Source organism: Roseateles chitinivorans, from assembly GCF_050632235.1.
GTDB classification, from domain to species: domain Bacteria; phylum Pseudomonadota; class Gammaproteobacteria; order Burkholderiales; family Burkholderiaceae_C; genus Roseateles; species Roseateles chitinivorans_A.
Genome location: NZ_CP192584.1, coordinates 3493879 through 3513059, shown reverse-complemented (window position 1 = coordinate 3513059; position 19181 = coordinate 3493879). Strand labels below are relative to the sequence as shown.

Here is a 19181-nt window from a genome sequence, read left to right as displayed (position 1 = left end):
CCCAGGACCGCCTCACACGTGCGCAGCAAAGCGCCCGCCACCGAGCCGGTGCTGCCGGTGCCGCCGGCACCGCCGGCGCCGGTCCGCTCAGTCCCCGAACTCCACCACCAGCTTGCGATCGAGTGTCGTGCCGTTCTGTTCGAGCAGCCACTTGCTGGCGAACTCCCGGACCGTCGCTTCGGCCGATGCCGACACCAGCCGCAGGTACGCGGGCGCCGCGCCTCGCTGGGCCAGCGTCGGGCTGAGGTGCTTCACCGCAAGCTCCCGGTTCGGAGCGGCGTCCGGCGAAAACAAGCCTCGCTCCTTCGTCTCGATTCGCATCGTCGACGTCTCGAACGCCACGGGGATCTGCAGCCGCGGCAGCGGCACCTTGAGCAGATAGGCGCCGTCGCGTGGCTCGAGCTTCCAGTCCTTCGCGAGCGCGATGGTGTAGGTGTAGCGCGCCGTCACCTCCACCCTTGACACCGTCTGGGGCAGCCTGCTGCAGTCGATCAGAGGACAGGTCCAGGAGGTCTTCCATTCGATGGCTTCCGACCTCTCCAGCTGGGCCACCTGCAACACGCCGCCCGGCGTGCGCAGGACCACGACCCTCGCCGGGTCGATCAGCTCGACGGACTCGTCCGTCGTGCCCAAGCCCGTCGTTCGGAGTTGAAATCCAACCACCGTCGCGGCGAGGATGATGGCCAGCCCGCCAATGATGAGCCACTTGTTGCGCGTCATGTCGTGAAAGTCCGTTCTTCCGTGCGTCCGTGCTTCCTAGCCTCCAAGCGTCGTTCGTCCGTGCGTCGTTCGGCGATGTTAGTCCCCGCCCGTGAGCAGTCCGCGCGACGCGGGCGGCCCGCGAGGCGCTCGCCCGCGGCGTCGGCGTCGGCGTCGGCGTGCCGGTGCTCCCATGCATACTGCAACGATGCACAGGCCCACCAGCGAAGAGATCGCGGCGCTGCCGCTGTACCGCGCCCTCCCCCTTGACCGGATTCACGTGCTTCGTAATCAGGAGCAGTGCGAGGCCGCCGAAGTTGAGCTGCGGCTAGCCGGCCACGTGGGTTTCGACACGGAAAGCAAACCGCAGTTCGTGGCCGGTGGTGAAAACACCGGCCCGCACATCGTGCAGTTCGCGACCGCAGACCGCGCTTTCATCATCCACACCGAGGCGCCCGGCACCGCCGCCTTTCTCAGGACCATGCTCGAAACCGAGGCGGTGGTGAAGGTCGGGTTCGGCCTGGCGTCGGATCGCACGCCGTTGTTCAGGAAACTGGGCGTCGCGCTTGCGGCAACAGTGGACGTCTCACGGATGGTGCGTCGCCTTGGGTTCAAGGACGACGTCGGGCTCAAGACCGCGGTGGCCGTGGTGCTGGCTCAGCGCTTCCCGAAATCCAAGAAGGTCACCACTTCCAACTGGGCGCTCCCCCAGCTCAGCACCCAGCAACTGCAGTACGCTGCCAACGACGCTCATGCATCGTTGCTCGTCTTTCTGGCGCTCAGGGACATGGGCGTGCCAGCTCCAGTCGCGCCGAAATCAAGACAGCCACGCAGACGATTTGCTTCAGTCCCCGAGTTTTAAGTCAAGGCACTAGCCTGGGATTCGAAAGTGTTCCGACGGTTGCACTAGATGAACGTTGACGTTTCGACGCACCTCCACAGTTCGGCCCTTTCGATCCGCAAATTTTCGAACTAGTAAGTCCTCGACACCCACGTACACCACTACAGGCGTCCGACCCTGCAGCCCTGTGATTCGGTGGCAAGCACGCCGTCAATAACGCGCGGAGCGCGACGCCGTGGCCGCTTCAAGTCTGCGAACGTCCAACCTCCCACGTCTGGATATAGCAGTCCCGCAATCGTGTGGGCGGCTCCCCCTGATATGCCAGTCGCGGCGGCCACGCTCCTACAAAGCTCGGGCTCGTAATTCAGAAGAGCTCGGCCGCTTGACGTGAGGCTATAGAGATAGGGGCGTCCATTTGCTCTTCCAACAATATGGGTTGTCACCTTGTGTCGAAGAGGCCAGTACGGATGTGGCGACCGAAAAACAAAACGAAAGTTGCCGCCGTCGCCCGCGGCCGTCTCAAAGGTGCGCACGTGCTGGCCTGGACGCAAACGAGTTGAAACATGCCCAACGTCTGAGTACGTTTTTAGAGCACGGTATCGCTCTTTCACTGCGGCCATGAGGGCTCTCGCACTATCGGAGGTCGGCATAAAACATCCTGGTTTCATTCGTCTGCGTCAGCCATCGCGGCGGCGAGCCGGCTATACACATCCTGCTGTGATGGAAGCGCTTCAGCACATCGCGTAGGTACTTCTCCGCAAGCCCGGTCAAGAACTCTTCGGCCGCAAGGCCTCCCGCACGAGAGGCTTGAATCAACGCAAGGAGTTCGTCGCGCATGAGTAGATTTGATTCGCCTAACCCATTGAAATATATAGCATTTCAAGAATCGTCTCAAAAACTTGAAACTCGATGGAAATCGACTCAGCGCCGTCTCAGCGTCACCTCAGCGGCACGGCGCCAAGCACAAATCGGCGAGCCCCCCATTCACGGGCGGGATGCGCACAGGGAACCGATCTTGCCCGTTCCTGATCGGGCGCAACGACGCGTCCATCCTCGTCACGCGCCGTGAGCGGACCTCGACCCATCCAGGCGGCGAAATAATGGCTCCACGGTTGAGCCGTGCCACGGCTCGCTCGCCCCCGCGTCAGGCGTGACATTTCACTCCACACCAACGCTGCGACCGCAGGCGGGCCGAGAACGTCCGTCGACGGCGCGCCAGGGACGCAGACATGACGCTCAAGGCGAAACTCAACTTTTCGTTCATCGCATTGGTGAGCCTGGTCCTGCTCATGGGGGTGTTCGGCCTCGTGCAGTTGGCGCGCGTCAATGCGGTGGCGCACGATCTCGCGACGGAACAGCTTCCGAGCGTCACGTCGCTGGCCAATATGCGCGCCACCGCCAATCAGATCCGGCGCGCCGAGGCCGAGCATGTGCTCAGCAAGAATGAGCCGGAGATCGCGGCCGCGGATCGCCAGATCGCCAATCTGCGCTCCGTGCTCGCCAAGCAGGAGGAGGCTTACCGGCCGCTTGTTGCGCCTGGCGACGAGGCACAAGGCTTCGCGGACTACCAGAGATTGCGGGACGCATTCCTCACGTCGATGGACACGGTGCTCACGCTGTCACGCGCCGGCGAGGACTCCTTTGCGCAGGCGCGCGAGGCCCATCTCACGACCTCTAAGACGACCTTCGACGCCTGGGTCGCTGCGATCAGCCGTCTCGTGGAGATCAACAACGCGACGGCCAGCGAGTCGGCTCGTCAAGCCTCCTCCACCTACGGTTTCGCCAAGGGCGCATCGTGGAGCCTGATGGTGGCCGCCGTGGTGGTGGGCACCCTCCTCGCCTCGGTGATCGTGCGCAACGTGCTGGGTCAGATCGGCGGCGACCCGGCGGTCGCGGTGTCCCTGGCGACAAGGGTGGCTCAGGGAGACCTCACGACCGAGATCCAGCTCAACAAGAACGACGACCGAAGCGTCCTTGCCGCACTCAAGCAGATGCAGACAAAGCTCAACGGTGTTGTCTCTTCGGTGTTGGAGAACGCTCATGGCGTGGCGACGGCATCCGCGCAGATTGCGCAAGGCAACTCCGACCTGAGCAGCCGCACCGAGCAGCAGGCCTCCGCGCTGCAAGAAACTGCCTCGTCAATGGAACAGCTTGGCGCCACCGTTCGTCAGAACTCGGACAACGCCATGCAGGCCAATCAGCTCGCCAGCAGCGCGTCCCAGGTTGCCAAGCTCGGCGGACAGTCCGTGTCCGAGGTGGTGTCCACCATGCGCGACATCAACGAGTCGTCGCAGAAGATCGGCGATATCGTCGGCGTCATCGACGGCATCGCTTTCCAGACAAACATCCTCGCGCTCAACGCGGCCGTGGAGGCCGCTCGGGCGGGGAACACGGAAAAGGCTTCGCGGTGGTCGCCCAGGAAGTGCGCACCCTTGCCCAGCGCAGCGCCACCGCGGCCCGGGAAATCAAGACCCTCATCGCAACAAGCTCCGAACGCGTCGAGCGCGGCACGTCACAAGTGGACGCCGCCGGACAGCGGATGCAGGAGATCGTCACGTCCATCCAGCGCGTGACCGACATCATGGCCGAGATCAGCGCGGCGTCGCTTGAGCAGAGCCAGGGCGTGGCCCAAGTCGGCGAGGCGATCGGACAGATGGACAGGACCACGCAGCAGAACGCCGCGCTTGTCGAAGAGAGTGCCGCCGCAGCAGAGAGCTTGAGATCACAGTCCGAGCGACTCGTCGGACTGGTGGCAGCTTTCAAGGTCGCATAGGAAGGCAACAAGGTTCGCGTCCAATGAAGGCTCGCCTTGCGTGCGACCAGACCAGTACACGTCATGCCCGAGACGCCCAGCGCCAATCCCGCCCAACCAGATGCAAGACAGTGGCCTGTTCTGGCGCTACGACGGCAACAGCCGCGCTTGCGGGCCGTCCGCGACGCTGGCGCACCATCGCGGGTAGCTGGCGAGCACGGCTATCGGCACGACAAATGCCCGAGTGGATTGAAGCGGAACTCTCCGCACATCCAAGGAAACGCCATGAGCACGCAACCCAACCCCGCCATCAACACCGACCCTGAGGCGCACTCCGCGGCGGGTGCGGCCCCACAAGACGGCCGAGCGCCCGCGGAGCGGCAGGAGCCGGCGGGCGGGATTGCGCCCAGCCCCAGCCAGCAAGGTCGCCAGACGCCGAGCCCCGAGGACGATCTGCGTGACGCACCCGCTGGCGCGGATCGAGGCAATGTGCAAGGCGGACGCGATGAGGACGACGGCATCCCCCAATCATGAGCGTCTCGCCACAGGGCGCCATGTGAGTACCTCGGTCCGCAGGACGACCCGAACGTTGAACGGCGGTCTCGTTGATTGATCGGGGTGAGAGCGCCCTACGCTGCGCCAAAGGCCCCCTGCAAGCGCGTCATCAGATCCTCCAGCGCCAACGGCTTGTGCACGACATCGAGCTTGGCGTCCAACGCGCTCTGCACATTCTCGGCGTACCCGGTGATGACCGTGACCGGCAGCCTCGGTCGCTCACCCCGTACCGTCATTGCCAGCTCAACGCCTCCCATCGCGCCGGGCATGACCGCGTCCGTCAGCAAGAAGCCAATGTCATCACCCAGCTGCGGTGTTCGCAGCACGCGCAGCGCATCGTCGGCATTGACTGCCCGGGTGACCTTGAGCCCCAAGCTCGCGATGAGCGCGATCGTCGCGGCGGCGACGTCGTCGTTGTCTTCCGCCACCAGGACGTGGCCGTGGAACTTGCGCCCGACGGCCGTTGAGGAAACAAGTTTCGGCTCGACAGCTCCGGTGACTGCGTCAGATTCGCCAGATCGGTCAGATCCGCCAGATCCTCCAGCTCGGTCAGCTCCTTGCGTTTCGTCGGAACCAGCCGCCCCGTCAGGTCCGACGTCGGCTGCAGGCAAGATCAGCCTGACCGTCGTGCCCTGCCCCACTGCGCTCTCGATACGCAACTCTCCCCCGGCCGCCTCCGCGACGCCCCGCACCTGATTCAAGCCCAGGCCGGATCCAGAACCCCGCTCCTTGGTCGTGAAGAACGGCTCGCTCACGCGGCCCAGGATGTCCGACGGGATGCCATGGCCCTCATCGCGGGCACTGAGGGTCACGAGCTTCTTTCCGCCCTCGACCATCCCGTCCGCGTTGACGACAAAAACGCCTCCGTGCGGTTGCGCGTGTTTGGCGTTCACTGCGAGGTTGACCAGCGCCAACTCGAGCTCGGCCGCATCCACGAGAACCGGCGGAAGATTGGAGGCGACGTCCACGCTCAGCGCAATGCTGCGACCCAAGGTCGTGCGCAACAGCTCTTCGATCTCCGGTAGCCACGTGCGCAGGTCGATGACCTCGGGCCGCAACGTTTGCCGCCGCGTGAGCGACAGCAACTGGCGCGTCAGACGCGTGCCGCTCTGGACAGCTCGGCGCATCGCGGCGTTCTGCGGCTCCGAGGCGTGCTCCGGGTGCCTGACGTTCTGGATGTGGAGGCTGTTGGTGAGGATGGCCAGCAGGTTGTTGAAGTCGTGCGCGACGCCCGCCGTCAGTGTCGACAGCGTCTCGCGCCGGTGAGCTTCGAGCACGCTTTTCTCGCTGGCGGCGCGCAGCCGGGTCTGTTCGTGGAGATCGAGCTGGGCCTGCTGCTCCAGTTGTACGCGCCGACGTGCAATCGCGGTGACGGCGATCAGCAACAGCGTGATGGGCAGCGCCATCGCACCAACGATCCCCATGGTCCGCACCCAGCCCGACATCAGCGCGGCCTGGCTGAAACTCACCACCACATACACGGGCAGTTCCTCGACACGGCGAAATGCCGCCACGCGTGGCTCGCCGGATCCGCCCACCCGACCGTAGACCACGCCTGACGATTCTCCGGATCGGATGGCCTCCAGTGACGGAGAGTCCGCCGCCACGTGCGTGGTTCCCGTCGCAGGAACGGGCCATCGTGCCAGCAAGTCGCCGTCCGTTCGAACGAGGCTGATGGATTCCACGTCCGTGTTCTGCGCCAGGATGGCACGGTAGTAATCGCGGAAATACTCGGGGTTCAAGGAGACCGCAACGATGCCGTTGAAGCGCCCATCCGCGGCCGGGCGCCGGTGGGTGAGGTTGAACAGTTCCCTCCCCGTCTGACGCCCTTTGAGCACCTCACTGAGGTCGAACCCGCGGTCCTCGGCGGCCTGCCGGGTGAAGTAGCTGCGATCGATGACCGTGACGGTCGGATCGATGGCGCGGTCGCTGCGCACCACGGGAACCGCCATGGCATCCCACACATTGAGGTTCACCACGGAGGGCACCCCCAAAAGCATGTCACTCAGCCGCTGTCGAACGTCGCTCTCGTGCCGACGAATGACGTCGTCGTTGCCCGTGGTCAGCAATGCGGCTTCCAGCGTCAGCTTTTCCGCGACGTCGAAGGTACGCCGCGCATGTTGGTACACCAAGTCTGCACGTCGCACGACGGTGTCATGAGACGCCTGCAGCGCTTGGTCATAGGTCCACCAGCCGACCAGCACGAACGCGGTCGCGGGGAGCAGCACCGCACCGAACAGCGCCGCATTGAGCCATCGGACCAGCGGCATATCGGCGGCTGTGCCCAGCCTGACATGGCGACGCCGCAGGGCATTGACCCGCGCCACGAGCACACAGGCACTCCCGAGCACCAGAGCGAATCCGACAACCCTGACGCCGCCTTCGCGGTTCAGCACATCCGGCGGCATGCTCGGCAGCAAGGTACCCACAAGACAGATCAGCGTCGCCAGGGCTCCCGGGCCTGCTCCCCACATGAGGGCGCAGAACAGTGCGACCGGCGCGGCAATGATGAAGGGGAGCTCGTCGCCCAACGCGGGCTGCAGGAACGCGCGCAAGGCGATGGCAAGGACCGCCGCGAGCGCGGCCGCCAGCCATCTGGCTTTAGCCGCGATGCTCGGGTGGCGAAAGCGAAAAGAGGGCATGGAGTCCGGCATTGGGGCGACCCGCAACTATGCCTCGATTTGTCTGTGAGGCTTGGTGCGCTCGCTGCCGTCCTTCCGTCCTCCCGTCCCCGCTCTAGTCCAACTGGAACACCCCGTCTCCAAAACATCATGCAGCGAGCAGTTGCGTGATGGCCCCTCCTAATGAATCTCAAGCCCTTGCTTCGGCCAGGCGACCTAGCAATTGTCCGCATGAAAAGATCGGTCAAATGCCCTTCATACGGTCATTTCACCAATATTTCAATTCCACAAACGGCCCGCCCGAACCTCGTGATTGGGTGTTCCACCGCCTTTCGTCAGGCGCCGGCGCATCAAATGCCCGGGCGAGATCTAGCTGCGGCTGGATGCGCGGCCCGTATTCTGGGCATACAGCCTCCCCGCCGCTTTCAGCCCGCCCATCGCGAACGCATGCAGATGCAGGGCCAGGTCCTCGCGTGGCGAGGCGACGAAGTCGCGCAGCGGCGCGATATAGCCGTTCGCGCCAACCAGCATCATCAAGCCCGGCGCGCCTGTGCTCACCAAGCATCGCAAAAGCGCCGGCTCGCCGACGGGGATGCGCGTGACCCCGCTCAAGATCCCCAGAACGATCTGCAGCTTTGGCGCGATCTCCTGGTTCAGCAGCACATGCGCGTTGGCCGTGGGCGCCAACAACTCCCGGGCCAGCACCCGGGTCGGCCAGCCGGGCACACCGCTCGTCGCCTGCAGGAACTGGTCGATCAGCAGCCTGACCTTCTCCGATCCTGGCCGCTTGCCGCTGGCGATCTGTTGAAGGACCTCCAACCGGATGACCCGCCGATGCGCCTCCGCCAACACCGCCTGGTAGAGCCCGTTGCGACTGCCGAAGTGGTAATTGATCGACGCGACGTCCGCGCCCGCATGTTTGGCGATCGACGTGCTGGTCGTCTCGGCGAAGCCGGCCGCGGCAAAAAGCAATCCGGCCGATTCCAGCAACCGCGCGTAGGTCTGATCCCCGTCGGCGCGGGTGGCGCGGGGGCGCGCGCGTGGCTGGTGGCGCGCACCGGATTCACGCTCGCCGAGGGCGCGCCGGGCTGCTTGCTCTTTAGTTGAGTCATCCGTTTAGTTTAAAAGCGATTGAGATTAGAGTCGATTCCCAGCTCAAGTCCCAACGCTACTCACATGAAGAAACCTTTGATTCTTGGCCTCGTTGCCTTGATCCTGATCCTCGGATCGGGTGGCTGGTGGTGGCATCGGCAGGCCGCGAACAAGGACGATGGGACGCTGACGCTGCATGGCAACGTCGACATCCGTCAGGTCTCGTTGGCCTTCGACGGCAGCGGTCGCGTCGCCGAGGTATTGGCGCAGGAAGGCGACCGCGTGCACGCCGGCGCCGTGGTCGCGCGACTGGACGTCAGCACGATGAAGCTGGAGGCGGAGCAGGCCCGCGCGCAGAGCGAGGCGCAGCAGCAGGCGCTGTTGAAGCTGCGCAACGGCTCGCGATCCGAGGAGCTGGCTCAGTTGCGCAGCCGTGTGGTCGCCGCGAAGGCGGACGCCGAGCGCGCGCAGGACGAGGTGGCACGACTGCAGGAGGTCTCGGCCAGCACGCGGGGTCGTGGGGTGAGCGCCCAGGATCTGCAGCGCGCGAGCACCGCGGCCCAGGTCGCACGCGCCAAGCTCGACGAGCAGATCGAAGCGCTCAGGCTTGCCGAGCGCGGCGCGCGCAAGGAGGACCTGGCGGCGTCCGAGGCGCAGGCGAAAGCCGCCCTCGCCCGCGTCGCTCTGCTTGACCATCAGATCGCCCAGGGCGAACTGAAGGCGCCTTCGGACGCTACCGTGCGCTCCCGCCTGGTGGAGCCGGGCGACATGGTCTCGCCGCAACGTCCCGTTTTCGCACTCGCGTTGGCCGGGCCCAAGTGGGTGCGGGTGTACGCCAACGAACCCGACCTGGGCCGAGTCAGGCCGGGCACGCAGGTCAGCGTGACAACGGACAGCGCGCCGACGAAGCCATTGCAAGGCGTGGTCGGTTTCGTCTCGCCGGTGGCCGAGTTCACGCCGAAGGCCGTGCAGACCGACGAGCTGCGCACCAGCTTGGTCTACGAGGTGCGCGTGCGGGTGGACGACCCGCAGGACCAGCTGCGCATGGGTCAGCCGGCGACCGCCCGATTTCCTGTCGCCACCGGCAACTGAGCGATGAGCGTCGGTGAGCCGACCGTCGTCGCGCAGGGCCTGCGCAAGACGTTCAAGGGGAGCGGGGGCGGCGAGGTCACGGCCGTCGACGCGGTCACGATGCGCGTGCGCGCTGGCGAACTCACTGCGTTGGTGGGCCCCGACGGGGCCGGCAAGACCACGCTGCTGCGGATGATCGCGGGATTGATGACGCCGGTCGCGGGCTCGCTGACCGTGCTGGGCACCGACGTGGTCCGGCAGCCTCAGGCGGTGCAGAACCGGATCAGCTACATGCCGCAGCGCTTTGGCCTGTACGACGATCTCAGCGTGCAGGAGAACCTCGATCTCTATGCCGACCTGCACGGCGTGCCACGGGACAAGCGCATCGACCGCTTCCAGCGCCTGCTGGCCATGACCGACCTCGCCCGCTTCACCGACCGCCCCGCGGGCAAGCTGTCCGGCGGCATGAAGCAAAAGCTCGGCCTCGCCTGCACGCTGGTGCGCTCGCCCGAGCTGCTGCTCCTCGACGAACCCAGCGTCGGCGTCGACCCGCTCTCCCGCCGCGACCTGTGGACGATCCTCGAGCAGCTGATCTCGGACGAGCAATTGACCGTGATCGTCAGCACCGCCTACATGGACGAAGCCGAGCGCTGCGCCCAGGTCTTCGTCATCAACCAAGGCCGGGTGCTGGCGCAAGGCGCGCCCGACGTGCTGAAGGAGCGGGCCAAAGGCCTGAGCTATCAGGCCACGCCGCCGCGGGGGATGGCCGCGCGGGACCTCCAGGCCAGCCTCATTGATGCGAAGGACCGCATCGTCGACGCCGTCCCCAAGGGCGGTGGCGTGCGCTTCATCCGCCAAGCACACGTGCCCCAGGACGCGTTGACGGACTTGCTCGGCGAGGCAGAGGTCAAGCTCCGACCCCATGAACTCGAGGACGCGTTCATGATGCTGCTGCGCGAGCAGACGCCGCCAGGCGAGCACGCCGCGAGCGCGGCGGCGGACGCGCCGGTCGGCGCCGTCCGGCCGCGCGACGGCAAGCCGGTCATCATCGTGCGGGACCTGGTGCGCAAGTTCGGCGACTTCACCGCCGTGGCGAGCACCTCCTTCGACGTCAAGCGCGGCGAGATCTTCGGACTGCTTGGCCCCAACGGCGCCGGCAAGACGACCACCTTCCGCATGCTCTGCGGCCTGCTGCCCCCCACCAGCGGCCATCTCGAGGTCGCGGGCGTCGACCTGCGCACCGCGCGGGCCAAGGCCCGGCGAAATATCGGCTACGTGTCGCAGAAGTTCGCGCTCTACGGCAACCTGAGCGTGCGCGAGAACCTCGAGTTCTTCGCCGGCGCCTACGGCCTGCGCGGTCGGGCGCTCGCGGACCGCGTGAAGACCGTGATCGAGCAGTTCGATCTGGATCCCGACGCGACCAGCGGCCAGCTGCCCGGCGGCTACAAGCAGCGCCTGGCGATGGGGGCAAGCCTGCTGCACGAGCCGGAGATCCTGTTCCTGGACGAACCGACCAGCGGCATCGACCCGTTGGCGCGCCGCGCCTTCTGGCGCACCATCACCGGCCTGGCCCAACGCGGCGTGACCATCATCGTCACCACCCATTTCATGGAGGAGGCCGAGTACTGCGATCGCATCGCGATCCAGGATGCCGGCCAGGTGCTGGCGCTGGGCACGCCGCGCGAGGTGCGCGCGCAGGCCGGCGCCGAACATGGCAGCGACATGAACGACGCGTTCATCGTCATCGTCGAGCAGGGTCGCCAGTCGGCCGGGAAGCCAGGGACATGAGCGATCGAACGCACGGCGGGTTTCTCCGGCGCTTCACCGCGCTGCTGCGCAAGGAGTTGCGCCAGATGCTGCGCGACCGCAGCAACCTGGCGGTCGGGCTGCTGCTGCCGGTGATGCTCATCCTGCTCTTCGGCTACGGCTTGTCCTTCGACGTCAGGGACGTGCGACTCGCCGTCGTGATGGAGGACAACTCGCCCACCGCGCGCGACGTGATGGCCGGTCTGAGCGGATCCGAGTTTCTGTCGCCAGTGTGGATGGCCAGCCAGACCGAGGCGGTCCAGGCCATGCGCGAGGGCCAGGCGGTCGCGATCCTGCGCGTGCCGTCCAACTTCTCAAGCGAGCTGGCCGCCGGTCATGCGCGGGTGCAGCTGTTGATGAACGGCGTCGATTCGAGCAGCGCCGCGGCCGTCGAGGGCTACGTCTCAGGCGCCATCGGCCAGTGGGCGCAGATCCAGAACGCGCGCCGCGGCACGAGGGTCGAGACGCCCGGCATCGAACTGGTGCAGCGCATGTGGTTCAACGAGGCCAACACGAGCACCTGGTATCTGGTGCCGGGGCTGATCGTGCTGGTGATGACGCTGATCGGCGCCTTCCTGACCTCGCTGCTGATCGCGCGCGAATGGGAGCGCGGCACGCTGGAGTCGCTCTTCGTCACGCCCGTGCATTCGCTGGAGATCGTGCTGGCGAAGATCGTTCCCTACTTTGTCGTCGGCGCGATTGACCTCGTGATGTGCTTGCTGGCCGCGCGCTTCCTCTTCGAGGTACCCATGCGGGGCTCGCTCGTCGCGATCGTCCTGGCTTCGCTGCTGTACCTGATGGTGGCGTTGCTGCTGGGGTTGTTCATCTCGGGCAGGACGCGCAACCAGTTCGAGGCCAGCCAGCTCGCGATGCTGGCCAGCTTCATGCCGGCCATGATGCTGTCGGGCTTCGTCTTCGATCTGCGCAACGTGCCGCTGGTGGTGCAGCTCGTCAGCCAGTTGCTGCCGGCCACCCACTTCATGAGCCTGATCAAGACGCTGTTCCTGGCTGGGGACAACTGGCCCATGATCCTGCGCGACTGCGCGATCCTGCTGCTCTACATGCTGGTGCTGCTGTGGGCCACCCGCGCCACGCTGCGCAAGACTCTGGACTGATGCCCATGATCGAAGGATTCATCACCGGTCTGGGGGCCATCGGCTTCCTGATCCGCAAGGAGCTGCTGGCGCTGTTCAAGGAGCCCAGCAGCCGCGTCATCTTGCTGGTGCCCGCGCTGCTGCAGTCCTTGCTGTTCGGCTACGGGGCCACCTACGACCTGACCAACGCGCCCTATGCGGTGCTGGACCTGAGCCACGGCGCCGCCGCGGCCAGCGTCCTGCAAAAGCTCGACGGCACGGGCGTGTTCCGACGCCAGGCGATGCTCGTCAGCACCACGCAGATCGCGTCCGCCATCGAGAACGACGACATGCTGATGGTGCTGGTGTTCCCGGCCGACTTCGAGAACCGGCTCGGCGCCGGGCAGAGCGCGCCGCTGCTGATGGTGCTGGACGGCCGCAACTCGTCCACCGCCGGCGCGGCCGCGGCGCAGGTAGGCGCCATCGTGGCCTCGATCAATGCCGGGCGCGCCGGAGCGCCGGCCATCAGCATCGAGCGGCGCGCCTGGTACAACCCCAACCTCGAATCGCGCTGGAACATGATGCCCGGCCTGATCGCGGCGCTGAGCTTGATCCAGACCTTGATGATCGCGGCGCTCTCGGTGGCCCGCGAGCGCGAGCAAGGCACCTTCGACCAGTTGCTGGTGACGCCTTTCACCCCGATGCAGCTGCTGATCGGCAAGGCCATCCCGTCCATCCTGGTCGGACTGGCGCAGTCCACGATCATCTTCCTGATCATCGTGTTCTGGTTCCGGATCCCGTTCGCCGGCTCGGTGGCGCTGCTCTACCTGGGCCTGGTCACCTTCACCATCGCCGCCGTCGGCATCGGGCTGTCCATCTCGGCGCTGTCGGTCAGCATGCAGCAGGCCATGCTCTACACCTTTTTGCTGATCATGCCGTTGATGCTGCTGTCGGGGATGCTCACGCCGGTCAGCAACATGCCCGAGTTCCTGCAGATCGCCACGCTGGTCAATCCCTTGCGATTCGGCATGGACTTGACGCGCCGTGTCTACCTGGAAGGGGCAGGCCTGCATGAGGTCGCGCACGACTTCGTGCCCATGCTGGCTGTCGCCGCCGTCACGCTGCCGCTGGCGGCCTGGCTGTTCCGCAACCGCTTGGCGTGAATCCCATGAAGCACTCCTCCCTCCTCCTGGCCGCCGCGACGCTGCCCCTTGCCGCCGCTCTGACACTCTGCGGTTGCGCGAGCCCCTCGACCTTTCCCAGGCCCGAGACCGCGACCCCGAGCGACTGGTCGCAGTGGCGCACCGGCGACGCGGCGCTGCCGCGTCCGGTGACCACAACTGCCGCCACCGCCACCGCCACCGCCGCCCCCGCCGCGGCGCATGGCGCCGGCTGGTGGACGACGTTGAACGATCCGGTGCTCGACGAGCTCGAAGGTCGCGCCGCCCGTGCCAGCCCCGACCTGAGGACGGCGGCCCTGCACTTCGCCCAGGCGCGCACGCAGCTGCAGGTGGTCGTCAGTCAGCGCGGGCCGCAGGCCAAGGCCAGCGCGGGCGCGCTCCGCCAGCGACAGAGCGAATACGGCGCCAGCACGCGGCTGCTCGACGTGATCGGCGGCAGCAGCGGCGCCAACCGCGATCAGCTGGTGTCGGCGCTCAGCAGCCCGTTCAACGACTATCAGGCGGGCCTCGATGTCTCCTGGGAGCTGGATCTGTGGGGCCGCGTGTCCCAAAGCATCGAGGCGGCCGACGCGGACGTGGCGACGCAAGTCGCGCTGCTGGCGCTGGCCCGTCAGAGTCTGGCAGGACAGGTGGCGCAGCACTATCTGACGCTGCGCAGCGCACAGGATCAGCGGCAGGTGGTCGAGGAGGATGTCGCCGGACAGCAGGACCGGCTGGACTTGTTGAAGGCGCGCGTCGACGCAGGCCTCATCGATCATTTCGACCTGGAGCGCCAGCGCGCCGACCTCGCGACCACCCGGGCGCAGTTGCCCGCCTTGCTGGATCAACTGGCGCAGGCGCAGGGACAGCTCGAACTGCTGCTGGGCGAGCAACCGGGCGCGCTCAGTGCCGTGCTGGCGCCACGTCGATCGACCGCGGGGGCCGCATCCCTGCCTGATCTGTCGCTGGGCCTGCCCTCTGAGGTTGCGCGACGCCGGCCGGACATCCGCGCCGCCGAAGCGAAGCTGCGCAAAGCGGTCGCCAACGTGGGCGTCGCCCAGGCGGAGCTGTATCCCAGTATTCGCATTGGCGCGCATGCGGGGCTGGAGTCCTACCAAGCTGGCAAATTCACCGATTGGGCCAGCCGCACCTGGTCGATCGGCCCAAGCTTGGACTTGCCGATCTTCGACCGCGGTCGGCGCCAACGCGTGGTACAGCTGCGCGAACTCCAACAGCAGGAGGCCGCGATCGACTACCAGCAGACGGTTGTCAAATCCTGGCACGAGATCGACGATGCGTTGAACACCTACGTCTCGGAGCGCGAGCAGCTCACCGAAGCGCGTCAGCGGGAGGCGCACCTGCAGGACGCCCATGATTTGGTATCCGCGCGCTACGGCGCCGGGACCGTGGACGTTGGCTCAGTGTTGGACGTTCGTCGAGGCCTGCTCCAGGCAAGGCGGGAGCGCGTTCTTAGCGAAGGACGGCTGAGGCAGAAGTATGTCCAGCTCCACCGCGCGACCGCCGCAGAAGTTGCTGTTGGGGACGCGAGCGACGAGTTGCCAGATTGATCGACGCAGGTCGAGTCGCGGATCACGTTCTTCGTCGCGCGACTGCGTACCTCCGGTTGCCGCCTCGCTGCTACACAGGGAGACTCCCGCCATTCTGAGAGGGTGGGCCCTGTACTGACCCGGCAGCGCCCTGCCGATGCGGCCACCGCTGGGCGCGGAGGCGCCCGGATCGAGGCGCGTTCCTAGTACCGCCGCGGTCCCGGCCGCACGACCTAAGCCGGGATTGCGGTCGGGACGCGGCTAGCACCATGCACAAATTCGGTGTAGAAAAGATGCATCGATTTTCTGCAAACGAGGTATCTAGATGGGCGCACGCTACAACATGGAAGTGCCCGACGTTCTCAACAACAAAATCACAGCTGCGGCCGCGGAGGACGAGGTCAGCAAGGCCGAGATCATCCCCCGCTCATCTGGAAACGCCCGCGTCAGTCCGATGATCGGGAGATCGGTGTAACGCCTCCGACTGGGTCCCGAATTCATCTCCAACATCAGCCACGAGTTGCGCACACCGCTGCAGACGATCATCGGCTACTCGGAACTGGGCAAGACGCGGGGAGCCGAGGCCTCACCGCGGCTCGCCGCGATGTTCTGCGACATCCACGCATCTGGCGAGCGCATGCTCGCCATGGTCAACGATCTGCTGGACGTATCCAAACTGGAGAACGCGATCGGCACCTTCGATCTTGAGCGCTGTGACCTGCGCCCGCTGGTCGTCGGCGTCGTGCGCGAGCTCGAGCCCTTGTCTGCCGCCCGCAGGCTGAAGGTCGAGCTCGACCAGGCCGGCTCTGCCTTGGTGGCTCGGGTGGACCCGCTGCGCTTCCAGCAGGTCATCCGCAACGTACTGGCCAATGCCATCCGGTTCTCCCCCGAGGGCGCCAGCATCGGCGTTCGCACGGGTGCAGCGGGCGGCGAGGCGTGCGTGACGGTGCTCGACCGCGGCCCCGGTGTTCCTGAAGCGGAGCTTGAACGCATCTTCGACGCGTCCGTGCAGTCAAGCGCGACCAAGGACGATCCGGGGGCACCGGTCTGGGGCTGGCAATCTGCCGCAAGATCATGACGGTGCTGCAGGGCAGCGTGCATGCGGAGAACCGGCCGGACGGCGGTGCCGCCTTTCACGTGCGGCTGCCGCTGCGCCAGGGTGCGGACCTCACATAGGCGCCCCATCGACGTGGATGCATCGGTGTGAGCAGGTCGGCGTCGACACATCGGCACTGACCAATCGGCGTTGACACCTCGGCGTTGGCACCTCGGCGTTGACAACTCGACATGTTGACGTGGACGTTGAGTCATCGCCGTCTACACGTGGATTTCGCGAATGGGCTGCGGAACTGGGCGCCGCCACATCGAACCTGATGGCGCCCGCCTGCACAAGATCCTCGGCCACCACCTGGGTGCGCGTCATGGTGCACGCTCCGGTCATGGGCCATCCCCCGGGTACGCGCGTGCCGGCCGATCGCTTTGCCACGCCACGCCACACCGCGCCAAGCCACGGCTCGTCTCACATCACCTCACGCCGCCTCACATCGTGTGCTGCCCGCTATTGCACGTGGCGTCCCATCACCGGGAACAGCTCGTTGAGCAGTTCGTCAATGTTCGCGCGGCCCTTTAGCAGCACCCGGGCCGCCGATCGGCGCAGGCCTTCTTGCTGTTCGGCGCTCAGCGTCAACGCGGTCCAGATGCAGACGGGAAGATGCGCCATATCGGCACGGGCCCGAATCGACGTCAATACCTCGAAGCCGTTCATCCCCTCCATCAGGAGATCCAGAACGATCAGGTCAGGCTGCGCCTCGTCCAGCATGGCCAGCGCCTGCGCGCCACTGCAGGCCAGCCGGACATCGACCCCGAGGCTCTGCAGCTGTTCGGCCATCAGCGCGCGCGCAATCCCGTCGTCGTCGACCACGAGCACCGCGGGGCGCCGAGGGCCCTGGGCACAAAGCGCCAGTGCGCGCTCGACGTCCATGGCGCTCGACGGCTTGACCAGTACGTCCGCGATAGGAAAGATCGCCCCGAGATCGCGTTCGACCCGCACGTTTAACCCGTTGACCGCGGCAAGCACGTGGTCCGAACGCCGGGCCAGCAGTTCCAGGCCACTGCGCCCGCCTACTTCCAAGCCGAGCACGATCGCGTCCACACGTTCGGCCTCAACTACCTTGCTTGCCTCGTCCACATCGCTCATGCGCCGGACCTCATAACCTGCCTGCTCGATGCGCCCCATGAGATCGCGCGTGAACACGCCGTCGTCGTCCACCACCATCACGCGGCCACTGGCGTCACCGGGCGGGCGATGCTCACGCGGCAGGACCACGAAGAAGCGGCTGCCCTGTCCCACCTCGCTGCACACGCCCGCGCTGCCACCCTGCGCGATGGCCAGGCGCCGGGTGAGCGCCAGTCCCAGGCCGCTGCCCGCGCCGTCCTGCCCCGGCTTGCGACCCAGTTGCCGAAACTCCTCGAACAACTCGGCCTGTTCGTCGGCCGACAGGCCGATGCCGTTGTCCTGCACCTCCAGCATGAAGGCGTGACGCCCGCGCGCCCGGGTGCGGGCGACGATGGTGCCAAAACTCGGCGTGAACTTGATGGCGTTGGACAGGTAGTTGTAGAGCACCTGACGCAGCCGAGCGACGTCCAGCCGGACCGCCGTGACGTCCGGGTCGAGGTCGAAGACGAGCTGATGTCCTTTGCGCTCAGCCAGGGGGCGCATGGTCTCGACCAACTCGCGCACGATGTCGCCCACATCAAAGTCGGTCGGAGAAAACTCGACCTTGCCGGCTTCCGCCTTCGACAACTCCAGCACATCGTTGATCACATCCAGCAGATGCCTGCCCGCTCGAAGGATGTGTCCGACAAAGGCCTGACGCTTGTCCTCATTGAGCGTCGCGTGCGAATCCTGCAGGAGCTGGGCAAACCCGATGACCGCGTTCAGCGGGGTGCGCAACTCATGAGAGGCATTGGCAAAGAAAAGCGACTTGGCCCGCATGGCTTCACGCACCTCGCGGTTCTGACGCTCCAGCGCTTCGACACGCTCCCTGGCGCGCGCGGACTCGAGTGCGACGCTGATGTCGCGCACGATCTTGGCAGCACCGACGATGCGACCGTCCCCGTCGCGCACCGGTGAGATCGTCAGTGCCACGTCGATGCGCCGCCCCCTTGCTCAGTCGCTCGGTCTGCAGGCCAGGGATCCGCTCTCCGCGACCGATACGCTCGAGAATCATGGCCTCCTCCTGCCGGCGCTCCAGCGGGATCAGCCGGGTCACGGGCATGCCGAGCGCTTCGGCGGCGCTATAACCGAATAGGGTCTCGGCGGCGGTATTCCAGCTCGTGATCCGTCCGTCGAGCGACTTGCCCACGATCGCGTCATGGGAGGATTCAACGATGGCAGCGTATCGCGAAGCGGTGGTCTGAGATTCAAAGAATTGGCTCTGGTCACGAAACACGACGACCATGCCATCGACGGCGCCGTGTTCATCACGCGTCACGGCGGCATGCACATCCGTCCTCAAACGCTTACCTGCGCGCGAGACGAGGACCATGGTCCTGCCCTCCTCCAACTGCCAGCTCTCCTCAAGGACCAGGTCCAGGGGATTGCGGACGAGGAACTCATCGGGTCGATCCTCGCGCTGGAAGACCTCCCAAATGGAGACGCCGTTGGCCTCAGCCAACGTCCAGCCCGTGGCCGTCTGCGCCATCTCGTTCATATCAGTGACGCGGCCCTCGCGATCCAGGTAGATGTAGCCCGCGCGCATGATCGCCAGCGTCGTCGACAGCACGCTTTGCAACTCGTGTATCCGCCGTGAAAGCTCTCCATCTGAGTCGTGTGGGTCGGTGTGTTGTGCGACCGTCGATCGCTGTTCTTCCTTCTCCCTGACCATGCCCTGCTCCTTCTTTGTTGATGTGATTCGAGCTAGCCACGCAAGGCTGATGGTGTCACAGCGGCAGCAATGTGCAC

Annotated in this window: 15 protein-coding genes and 2 pseudogenes; 12 read left to right on the top strand and 5 right to left on the bottom strand. The window is 66.0% G+C overall.

Annotation, left to right across the window (positions count from 1 at the left end):
* Positions 1–87: 87 nt before the first annotated feature.
* The gene (locus tag ACQ859_RS16085; RefSeq protein ID WP_431261786.1) at positions 88–720 is read right to left on the bottom strand and encodes a hypothetical protein; all 633 of its coding nucleotides are present in this window, start codon (positions 718–720) and stop codon (positions 88–90) included.
* A gap of 187 nt (positions 721–907) precedes the next feature.
* Here ACQ859_RS16085 and ACQ859_RS16080 point away from each other — a divergent pair, with 187 nt between their 5' ends.
* From ACQ859_RS16080 to ACQ859_RS16070, 3 genes and pseudogenes are all read left to right on the top strand, one after another.
* The gene (locus ACQ859_RS16080; protein WP_431261785.1) at positions 908–1561 is read left to right on the top strand and encodes a 3'-5' exonuclease; all 654 of its coding nucleotides are present in this window, start codon (positions 908–910) and stop codon (positions 1559–1561) included.
* 1208 nt (positions 1562–2769) lie between these two features.
* Positions 2770–4307: pseudogene (locus ACQ859_RS16075) on the top strand (methyl-accepting chemotaxis protein); the annotation flags it as partial.
* Between the two features lie 270 nt (positions 4308–4577).
* A complete protein-coding gene (locus ACQ859_RS16070; RefSeq protein WP_431257688.1) occupies positions 4578–4826 on the top strand; it encodes a hypothetical protein in 249 nt (82 codons plus the stop codon).
* Between the two features lie 95 nt (positions 4827–4921).
* Here the strand turns inward: ACQ859_RS16070 and ACQ859_RS16065 are convergent, their stop codons facing one another.
* A complete protein-coding gene (locus ACQ859_RS16065; protein WP_431261784.1) occupies positions 4922–7501 on the bottom strand; it encodes an ATP-binding protein in 2580 nt (859 codons plus the stop codon).
* A gap of 336 nt (positions 7502–7837) precedes the next feature.
* A complete protein-coding gene (locus tag ACQ859_RS16060; RefSeq protein ID WP_431261783.1) occupies positions 7838–8458 on the bottom strand; it encodes a TetR/AcrR family transcriptional regulator in 621 nt (206 codons plus the stop codon).
* Positions 8459–8644: 186 nt separating this feature from the next.
* Here ACQ859_RS16060 and ACQ859_RS16055 point away from each other — a divergent pair, with 186 nt between their 5' ends.
* From ACQ859_RS16055 to ACQ859_RS16015, 9 genes and pseudogenes are all read left to right on the top strand, one after another.
* Positions 8645–9652 (top strand): HlyD family efflux transporter periplasmic adaptor subunit, encoded by a 1008-nt coding sequence (locus ACQ859_RS16055; RefSeq protein WP_431261782.1) that lies wholly within the window; start codon positions 8645–8647, stop codon positions 9650–9652.
* 108 nt (positions 9653–9760) lie between these two features.
* A pseudogene (locus tag ACQ859_RS16050) lies at positions 9761–10108 on the top strand (ATP-binding cassette domain-containing protein); the annotation flags it as partial.
* Entirely contained in the window at positions 10097–11419 is a 1323-nt protein-coding gene (locus ACQ859_RS16045) for an ATP-binding cassette domain-containing protein (RefSeq protein ID WP_431266570.1), read from the top strand. The pseudogene ACQ859_RS16050 and the gene ACQ859_RS16045, both read left to right, overlap by 12 nt.
* Positions 11416–12552, top strand: coding sequence for an ABC transporter permease (locus ACQ859_RS16040; protein ID WP_431261781.1), 1137 nt, complete (start codon positions 11416–11418; stop codon positions 12550–12552). The genes ACQ859_RS16045 and ACQ859_RS16040 overlap by 4 nt, the downstream gene beginning before the upstream one ends.
* Positions 12553–12557: 5 nt before the next feature.
* Complete coding sequence (locus ACQ859_RS16035) at positions 12558–13673, top strand: ABC transporter permease (protein ID WP_431261780.1); 1116 nt, start codon at positions 12558–12560, stop codon at positions 13671–13673.
* Between the two features lie 5 nt (positions 13674–13678).
* The gene (locus ACQ859_RS16030; RefSeq protein ID WP_431261779.1) at positions 13679–15238 is read left to right on the top strand and encodes an efflux transporter outer membrane subunit; all 1560 of its coding nucleotides are present in this window, start codon (positions 13679–13681) and stop codon (positions 15236–15238) included.
* Between the two features lie 304 nt (positions 15239–15542).
* Complete coding sequence (locus tag ACQ859_RS16025; RefSeq protein ID WP_431261778.1) at positions 15543–15692, top strand: hypothetical protein; 150 nt, start codon at positions 15543–15545, stop codon at positions 15690–15692.
* Between the two features lie 45 nt (positions 15693–15737).
* Positions 15738–16295 carry a sensor histidine kinase gene (locus ACQ859_RS16020; protein ID WP_431261777.1) on the top strand — a complete coding sequence of 186 codons (558 nt, stop codon included), beginning with the start codon at positions 15738–15740 and terminating at the stop codon, positions 16293–16295.
* A complete protein-coding gene (locus ACQ859_RS16015; protein ID WP_431261776.1) occupies positions 16292–16393 on the top strand; it encodes a hypothetical protein in 102 nt (33 codons plus the stop codon). Before ACQ859_RS16020 ends, ACQ859_RS16015 begins: the two co-directional genes overlap by 4 nt.
* A 382-nt stretch (positions 16394–16775) precedes the next feature.
* On the opposite strand, the gene ACQ859_RS16010 is transcribed toward ACQ859_RS16015, so the two are convergent.
* Both ACQ859_RS16010 and ACQ859_RS16005 read right to left on the bottom strand, forming a co-directional pair.
* Positions 16776–18212 (bottom strand): response regulator, encoded by a 1437-nt coding sequence (locus tag ACQ859_RS16010; RefSeq protein ID WP_431266569.1) that lies wholly within the window; start codon positions 18210–18212, stop codon positions 16776–16778.
* 4 nt (positions 18213–18216) lie between these two features.
* Positions 18217–19104: a PAS domain-containing protein gene (locus tag ACQ859_RS16005; protein WP_431261775.1), complete on the bottom strand. Its 888-nt coding sequence runs from the start codon at positions 19102–19104 to the stop codon at positions 18217–18219.
* Positions 19105–19181 lie beyond the last annotated feature (77 nt).